We start from the raw sequence: 7399 nt of genomic DNA on the forward strand, positions 1-7399 counted from the left end.
GGGCTTGTCGCGGCCAGATTCCACAGGACATGGAACCCGACCGGATCTGCCGGGCAAACTCCCATCAAGCCTTGCGATTGAGGCCCAGCTGCCGGTTGATGATCCACTGTTGCGCGATCGCCAGCAGATTGTTGACGAACCAGTACAGCACCAGGCCTGCCGGGAAGAACAGGAACATCACGCTGAACACCAGCGGCATGATCCACATCATCTTGGCCTGCGTCGGGTCCGGCGGCGTCGGATTCAGCCAGGTCTGGAACAGCGTCGAAGCGGTCATCAGCGCCGGCAGGATGTACAGCGGATCCTGCACGCTCAGGTCGTGGATCCAGCCAATCCAGGGTGCGCCACGCATCTCGACCGAAGCCAGCAGCACCGAGTACAGCGCAATGAAGAACGGCATCTGCACAAAGATCGGCAGGCAGCCACCCAGCGGATTGACCTTCTCCTCGCGGTAGATGCGCATCATTTCCTGCTGCATCTTCTGCGGGTCGTCCTTGAAACGCTCGCGCATCTCCTGGACCTTGGGGTTGACCGCCTTCATCTTGCCCATCGAGCGGTAGGCGCTGGCATTGAGCCAATAGAAGGCGATCTTCAGCAGCACCACCAGCGCCACGATCGACCAGCCCCAGTTGCCCAGCAGACCGTGCAGCTTGTCGAGCAGCCAGAACAGCGGCTTGGCGAGGATGGTCACCCACCCATAGTCCTTGACCAGTTCCAGCCCGGGAGCCAGCGCTTCGAGCTTCTTCTCTTCCTGCGGGCCGGCGTAGAGGGTGGAATCCACGGTCTGCGTCGCACCGGCGGCGATGGGTGCCAGCGGCAGCGTCATCGAGGCCGAGTACAGGTTGGTCCCTTCGCGCTTGGTCTGGAAACTGCGTTCCAGCTTGTCGCCGACCAGCCAGGCGCCGACGAAGTGGTGCTGCACCATCGCGATCCAGCCGTTGTCGGCGGACTTGGCATGGTCGGCCTTGCCCTTTTCGATGTCGGTGAAGGGGATCTTCTGGAACTTGCCACCTTCGGTGTAGACCGCCGGACCGGTGAATGAACTCGGCCCCATGAACATCGAGGTCGACTTGACCGTGCCATCGCGCGAGAGCTGCAGGTAGAGCTGCGGCGCGATCGGTGCGGCCGTGCCGTTGACCACTTCGTGGCGCACCTTGATCGCGTAGTCGCCCCGCTTGAAGGTGTAGGACTTGCGCAGCTTCACGCCGCCTTGGTCGGGCGACTCGAAAGTCAGCGTCAGCTCGTTCTGCCCGTCGACCAGCGCGCGCGGACCGGGCAGCAGGTTCATCACCGTCAGGTGGTTGGGCAGCGCCGCCTCGCCCGCCATGCGGGGGATCAGTCCCGAGTCGGCCTGGTAGACACGCTCGTCCGACTGGTCGAACAGCATGACTGGCCTGGTCGCATCGTGCTCGTCCTTGTAGCGCGGCAGGGCCATGCGGACGATGGAACCGCCACGCGTGTCGAACGTGGCCTGCACCAGATCGGTCGTGACATCGACCTTCTGCGAGACTGGCACGCCCGCCGCCGCGGCCGGCAGCGCCGCCACACCAGCCGCCGAAGCAGCGCCTGCCACCGGTGCTGGCACACCGGCAGCCCCCGTCTGCGCCGGGGCGGTCACCGCCGGCGGCGGCGGTGCAAACATCGACGGCTGCCCGTTGTGCTTGCTCCAGCCATCCCAGAGCATCACGAGCGAGACGGAGAAAACGCCCCACAGCACGGCGCGCCGCGTATCGGTCATACCGGTCATACAGGTGTCTTTCGAAAGGAGGAAAACAATCGGTGCGGCTGGTCAGGAACCGGATCATGCCCGCCCGCGCACCAGGGATGGCACCGCGCGATGCGGCCGACCGTCAGCACGCCGCCCCGCAGCGCGCCATGGCGCTCCAGCGCGACCAGCGCATAGGCAGAGCACGTCGGTTCGAAACGACAGGAAGATCCCAGCCAGGGACTCAGCAGCAGACGGTACGCCCGCACCACACCGATCAGCCCCTGTCGAGGCCAAGCACGGGCACGGTGGTACAGCGTCGGATGGTCGGGGTGAGGCATGGCTGGAGGTGCGCCGACGGTGTCCGGACGGGACGCGTCAGATTGCCTTGGCAGGTGCGGTCGGCACCAATGCACGGCGCGCCCGCCGAGCAGCATCGCTCAGCAGCGCTTCGATTTCCACATGCAGCAGCGCCGCCAGCGCTTCCGAGCGAGCGCTCGGAAACAGCTTGCGATCAAGAGGCGCACGCAGGCGCACGACCCAGTCGCCAGCGACCAGCTGATCGAGATGACGCCGGATGCCGGCACGGATCTGAGTCTTGACCTGCGTACGGGTCACCGAACGCCGAGCATGTCGCTTCGGCACCACCAGACCCAGTCGCAGCGCACTCGTTTCCGGACGATCATCCACAGAGTTGTTCACAGAGTCATCCACAGCACCTGACGCGGTCAGGGCAAGGTTGTGGCCTGTTGACAACTTCGTTGTCGCGAGATGGTGCACCATGAAATGGGCACTGCGCGCGATGGGCCTGACCGCCATGGCCGACTCGAACCGGGCAGCTCCGGTCAGTGGCGTCAGGACCATGGATTCGGTTGCGCTCACCGCGTCGCAACGGGCGTTGGACGCCCCGGAACTCAGACAGCCAGGCGCTTGCGGCCCTTGGCGCGGCGTGCATTCAGCACAGCGCGGCCACCGCGCGACTTCATGCGCACGAGAAAGCCATGGGTGCGGGCGCGGCGAACCTTCGACGGTTGGTAGGTGCGTTTCATCTTGAATCCTATAGCCTTGGCTTGGGCTCGGTCTTGAGCCTGTTCCGATTGAGCGCCCCTTTGGCACCCCAATTCGGGAAACCCACGATTACAGCAAAAACCCCCTTGAAAGTCAACGACTTGCTACACACGCACTGGCCGCGCGAGGGGATTGACCCCTCGCTCAAAACTGTGGATAACCGCAACCCGGGGCGGCGTGATGTCGATACAATCGCGCCCCTTCTCCTGAGGTTGTCCACAATTTTTAGAACATGCATTTGGACCTGTGGCAACGAGGCTGTGAGCGCCTCGCCGCCGAGCTGCCGGCACAGCAGTTCAACACGTGGTTTCGCCCGCTGCCGCCCGCCCAGGTGTCGGCGGCAGGCGAAGGCTACCTCGTGGGTCTGCGTGTTCCCAACCGATTCAAGATGGACTGGATCCGTTCGCAGTTCGCTGCGCGGATCGAACGGCTGCTGAGCGAGATTGCCGGCAAGCCGGTGCGGCTGGAGCTGTCGCTGGGCAATGGCAGCGAACCCGCGCCAGCACCCCGTGCACCTGAGCCGCAGCCCGCCCCCCCGCCACAGGCAGCGCCGGCGCCGGTGCAGATGTCGATGATCGATTTCCTGCCCCTGCCAGTCGACATGGGCACGGCACCGGTGGCTGCCGGCACCGCCCGCACGGCCACGACCCGTCCACGCTCGCGCGCAGGTGGATTGAACAGCGCCGCCGCCGGCCTCCTGCCACCCGCAGCAGACACGGCCCCGCCGCTCCGAGCGGGCCGAACGCCCTCCAGCATGCCAGGACTGCACGAGTTGCTGACCTTGCCCACGGGCCACCCGGCCCCGCCCGCTCCGCTGCCAGCGACCACGTCCAGCCCGAAACCAGCGCCACGGGCGTCATCCCGCCGGACCACGGCAGCCGCCACGCCCACGCCATCCATCGAACCACCACCCGAGCCCCCCGCCGCGGCACCTGCGGCCGCGGTGACTCCGCTGTCGAGCAGCGCGATCTCTGCCGCCTCCGCGCTGGCCAAGGCCTCGGCGGCCGTCGCATCGCGGCGCAAGCGCGTCGCCAGCACCAAGGTCCTGGAAGCAGCCACCGTGCCGGTCGCCACGGCCACGACCAGTGCCTATTCGGGTGCCACGGCGGGTTCCAGCGCGTTCCTCAACGGCGCTCCGACCATCATCATTCCGACGGTGCCACCCCCGATGGCACCCTCGAACACCCGCGGGCGCATCAACCCCGCCCTCACTTTCGACACCCTCGTCCCCGGCCGCGCCAACCAGATGGCCCGCACCGCCGCGATGCACGTGGTCAGCTCGCCCGGCGGCATGTACAACCCGCTGTTCCTGTACGGCGGCGTCGGTCTGGGCAAGACCCACCTGATCCACGCCGTCGGCAACGCGCTGCTCAAGGAACACAAGGACGCCCGCGTGCTCTACCTGCACGCCGAGCAGTTCATCTCCGACGTCGTGCGCAACTACCAGCGCAAGACCTTCGACGAACTCAAGGCCAAGTACCACTCGCTCGACCTGCTGCTGATCGATGACGTGCAGTTCTTCGCCGGCAAGGACCGCACGCAGGAGGAGTTCTTCAACGCCTTCGAGGCCCTGCTGACCAAGCGCGCCCACATCATCATGACCAGCGACACCTACCCCAAGGGACTGGTGGACATCGACGAGCGCCTGACCTCGCGCTTCGACGCCGGGCTGACGGTGGCGATCGAGCCGCCCGAGCTGGAGATGCGGGTGGCGATCCTGATGAAGAAGTCGGTGGCCGAAGGCAGCCAGATGCCCGAGGACGTGGCTTTCTTCATCGCCAAGAACGTGCGCGCCAACGTGCGCGAGCTGGAAGGTGCGCTGCGCAAGGTGCTGGCCTACTCGCGCTTCAGCCACAAGGACATCAACATCGCGCTGGCCCGCGAGGCGCTGAAGGATCTGCTGTCGATCCAGAATCGGCAGATTTCCGTCGAGAATATCCAGAAGACGGTGGCAGACTTCTACAAGATCAAGATCGGTGACATGTACAGCAAGAAGCGCCCCGCCAGCATCGCCCGGCCGCGCCAGATCGCCATGTACCTGGCCAAGGAAATGACCCAGAAAAGCCTGCCCGAGATCGGTGACCTGTTCGGCGGGCGCGACCACACGACGGTGCTCTACGCGGTGCGCAAGATCGCCGCCGAGCGCCAGAAGAACACCGAACTCAACCAGCAGCTCCACGTCCTGGAACAGACCCTCAAAGGCTGAGCCGCAAGGCTCGCAGGCTGAAAGACCCTCCCATCATGATCGTGTTGAAAGCTCCGCAGGACAAGCTCCTCGCCGCCCTGCAGGCCGTCTCGGGCATCGTCGAGCGCCGCCACACCCTGCCCATCCTGGCCAACGTGATGATCCGCCGCCATGCCGGGCAGTGCGAGTTCACCACCAGCGACCTGGAGATCCAGGTCCGCACCAGCGCACCGATGGACGGCGACAAGAGCGACTTCAGCACGACGGTGGGCGCGCGCAAGCTCATCGACATCCTGCGCACGCTGCCGCCGGACCAGACCGTCTCGCTGAGCGCCGCACAGAACAAGCTGACGCTGCAGGGCGGCAAGAGCCGCTTCACGCTGCAGACCCTGCCCGCCGACGACTTCCCGCTGGTGCAGGAAGCGGCCGATTTCGGCCCCACCTTCAGCGTGCCGCAGAAGACGCTCAAGGGCCTGATCGACCAGGTGCACTTCGCGATGGCGGTGCACGACATCCGCTATTACCTGAACGGCATCCTCTTCGTCGCCGAAGGCCACACGCTGACGCTGGTCGCCACCGACGGCCACCGCCTGGCGCTGGCGCAGGCCACACTCGAGGTCGAGATGCCCAAGCAGGAAGTCATCCTGCCGCGCAAGACCGTGCTGGAGCTGCAGCGCCTGCTCAAGGACGGCGCCAAGGATGCCAAGCCGGCCAAGGACGGCACCGAAGCCGAGGCCGCCCGGATCGAGATGTGCTTCGCGGCGAACCAGGCACGGTTCAGCTTCAGCGGCATGGAGTTCGTCACCAAGCTGGTCGAGGGCAAGTTCCCCGACTTCAACCGCGTCATCCCGAAGAACCACAAGCAGCACATCACGCTCGGCCGCGGCACGCTGCTGACCAGCCTGCAGCGCGCGGCCATCCTGACCAGCGAGAAGTTCAAGGGCGTGCGGATGAACTTCGAGCCGGGCGCCCTGCGCATCGCCTCGAACAACGCCGAGCAGGAAGAGGCCAAGGAAGAGCTGGAGATCGACTACGGCGGCCCGTCCATCGAGATCGGCTTCAACGTCACCTACCTGATGGATGTGCTGTCCAACATGGACCAGGAACTGGTGACGCTGTCGCTGCAGGACGCCAACAGCTCGGCGCTGTTCACGGTGCCCGAGCAGGACGGCTTCAAGTACGTCGTGATGCCGATGCGGATTTGAGTGGTTGTCGAACGGATTGGATATTTGAGTGAGTGACATGACCGAGCAGAACCAGCAGCCCAGCCCTTCGGAACCGACCCTTCCCGAGCCCCCGGCGCAGACCGCCGCCGAAATATCCGCCGCCTACGGCGAGGGCAGCATCCAGATCCTCGAAGGCCTGGAAGCCGTGCGCAAGCGCCCCGGCATGTACATCGGCGACACCAGCGACGGCACCGGCCTGCACCACCTCGTCTTCGAAGTGGTGGACAACTCGATCGACGAAGCGCTGGCCGGTCACTGCGACGACATCGTGGTCACCATCCATTCGGACAACTCGATCAGCGTCACCGACAACGGCCGCGGCATCCCGACCGGCGTCAAGATGGACGACAAGCACGAGCCGAAACGCTCGGCGGCGGAAATCGCGCTCACCGAGCTGCACGCGGGCGGCAAGTTCAACCAGAACAGCTACAAGGTCTCGGGCGGTCTGCACGGCGTGGGCGTGAGCTGCGTGAACGGGCTGTCGAAGTGGCTGCGCCTGACGGTGCGCCGCGAAGGCCATGCCTACTTCATGGAGTTCCGCCAGGGCGTGCCGCAGGACCGCGTGCTGGAGCGGCGCGACGGCTTCGAGATCAGCCCGATGAAGGTCATCGGCGAGACCGACAAGCGCGGCACCGAAGTCCACTTCCTGCCCGACCTGGAGATCTTCTCCAACATCGACTTCCACTACGACGTGCTGGCCAAGCGGCTGCGCGAGCTGAGTTTCCTGAACAACGGCGTCAAGATCCGCCTGGTCGACGAGCGCAACGGCAAGGAAGACAACTTCGCCTACGCCGGCGGCGTGAAGGGCTTCGTCGAGTTCGTCAACAAGGGCAAGAAAGTCCTGCACCCGAACATCTTCCACGCCCGTGGCGACAAGCTCAGCGACAACAACACCAACGTCGGTGTCGAAGTCTCGATGCAGTGGAACGAGAGCTACAACGAGAACGTGCTCTGCTTCACCAACAACATCCCGCAGCGCGACGGTGGCACGCACCTGACCGGCCTGCGCGCGGCGATGACGCGGGTGATCAACAAGTACATCGACGACAACGAGATCGCCAAGAAGGCCAAGGTCGAGATCAGCGGCGAGGACATGCGCGAGGGCCTGGCCTGCGTGGTCAGCGTCAAGGTGCCGGAGCCGAAGTTCTCCAGCCAGACCAAGGACAAGCTGGTGTCGAGCGAAGTGCGCGGCCCGGTGGAGGACATCGTCAGCCG

Annotated in this window: 7 protein-coding genes and 1 pseudogene; 4 read left to right on the forward strand and 4 right to left on the reverse strand. The window is 65.3% G+C overall.

Translation table 11 applies throughout. The features are described 5' to 3' along the window. Positions 1-64: 64 nt before the first annotated feature. From yidC to rpmH, 4 genes are read right to left on the reverse strand one after another with little or no spacing between them, the layout of a single operon-like run. The gene (gene yidC / locus AB3X43_RS12305) at positions 65-1738 is read right to left on the reverse strand and encodes a membrane protein insertase YidC (protein ID WP_369430154.1); all 1674 of its coding nucleotides are present in this window, start codon (positions 1736-1738) and stop codon (positions 65-67) included. A gap of 5 nt (positions 1739-1743) precedes the next feature. After that, positions 1744-2046 carry a membrane protein insertion efficiency factor YidD gene (yidD, locus tag AB3X43_RS12310; RefSeq protein ID WP_369430149.1) on the reverse strand — a complete coding sequence of 101 codons (303 nt, stop codon included), beginning with the start codon at positions 2044-2046 and terminating at the stop codon, positions 1744-1746. A 37-nt stretch (positions 2047-2083) separates the two neighbouring features. Beyond that, complete coding sequence (locus AB3X43_RS12315; protein ID WP_369430150.1) at positions 2084-2569, reverse strand: ribonuclease P protein component; 486 nt, start codon at positions 2567-2569, stop codon at positions 2084-2086. Between the two features lie 50 nt (positions 2570-2619). After that, a complete protein-coding gene (gene rpmH, locus AB3X43_RS12320) occupies positions 2620-2754 on the reverse strand; it encodes a 50S ribosomal protein L34 (RefSeq protein WP_179633078.1) in 135 nt (44 codons plus the stop codon). Between the two features lie 251 nt (positions 2755-3005). Between rpmH and AB3X43_RS19570 the strand changes: the two are divergent. The 4 genes and pseudogenes from AB3X43_RS19570 to AB3X43_RS12335 all read left to right on the forward strand — a co-directional run. Continuing rightward, a pseudogene (locus AB3X43_RS19570) lies at positions 3006-3200 on the forward strand (DnaA N-terminal domain-containing protein); the annotation flags it as partial. A 327-nt stretch (positions 3201-3527) separates the two neighbouring features. Next, the gene (gene dnaA / locus AB3X43_RS12325) at positions 3528-4979 is read left to right on the forward strand and encodes a chromosomal replication initiator protein DnaA (RefSeq protein ID WP_473965116.1); all 1452 of its coding nucleotides are present in this window, start codon (positions 3528-3530) and stop codon (positions 4977-4979) included. Between the two features lie 35 nt (positions 4980-5014). Further along, positions 5015-6163: a DNA polymerase III subunit beta gene (dnaN, locus tag AB3X43_RS12330; protein WP_369430152.1), complete on the forward strand. Its 1149-nt coding sequence runs from the start codon at positions 5015-5017 to the stop codon at positions 6161-6163. Positions 6164-6200: 37 nt separating this feature from the next. Next, on the forward strand, positions 6201-7399 hold a 1199-nt coding region (locus AB3X43_RS12335), incomplete at its 3' end, for an ATP-binding protein (protein WP_369430153.1).

It is taken from the genome of Sphaerotilus sp. (assembly GCF_041083715.1).
GTDB lineage: Bacteria > Pseudomonadota > Gammaproteobacteria > Burkholderiales > Burkholderiaceae_C > Sphaerotilus.

Coding starts and splice junctions, on each gene's coding strand:
- yidD (WP_369430149.1), bottom strand. CDS start 2,046: ATGCCTCACCCCGACCATCCGACGCTGTACCACCGTGCCCGTGCTTGG.
- yidC (WP_369430154.1), bottom strand. CDS start 1,738: ATGACCGATACGCGGCGCGCCGTGCTGTGGGGCGTTTTCTCCGTCTCG.
- rpmH (WP_179633078.1), bottom strand. CDS start 2,754: ATGAAACGCACCTACCAACCGTCGAAGGTTCGCCGCGCCCGCACCCAT.
- dnaN (WP_369430152.1), top strand. CDS start 5,015: ATGATCGTGTTGAAAGCTCCGCAGGACAAGCTCCTCGCCGCCCTGCAG.
- AB3X43_RS12315 (WP_369430150.1), bottom strand. CDS start 2,569: ATGGTCCTGACGCCACTGACCGGAGCTGCCCGGTTCGAGTCGGCCATG.
- dnaA (WP_473965116.1), top strand. CDS start 3,528: ATGCCAGGACTGCACGAGTTGCTGACCTTGCCCACGGGCCACCCGGCC.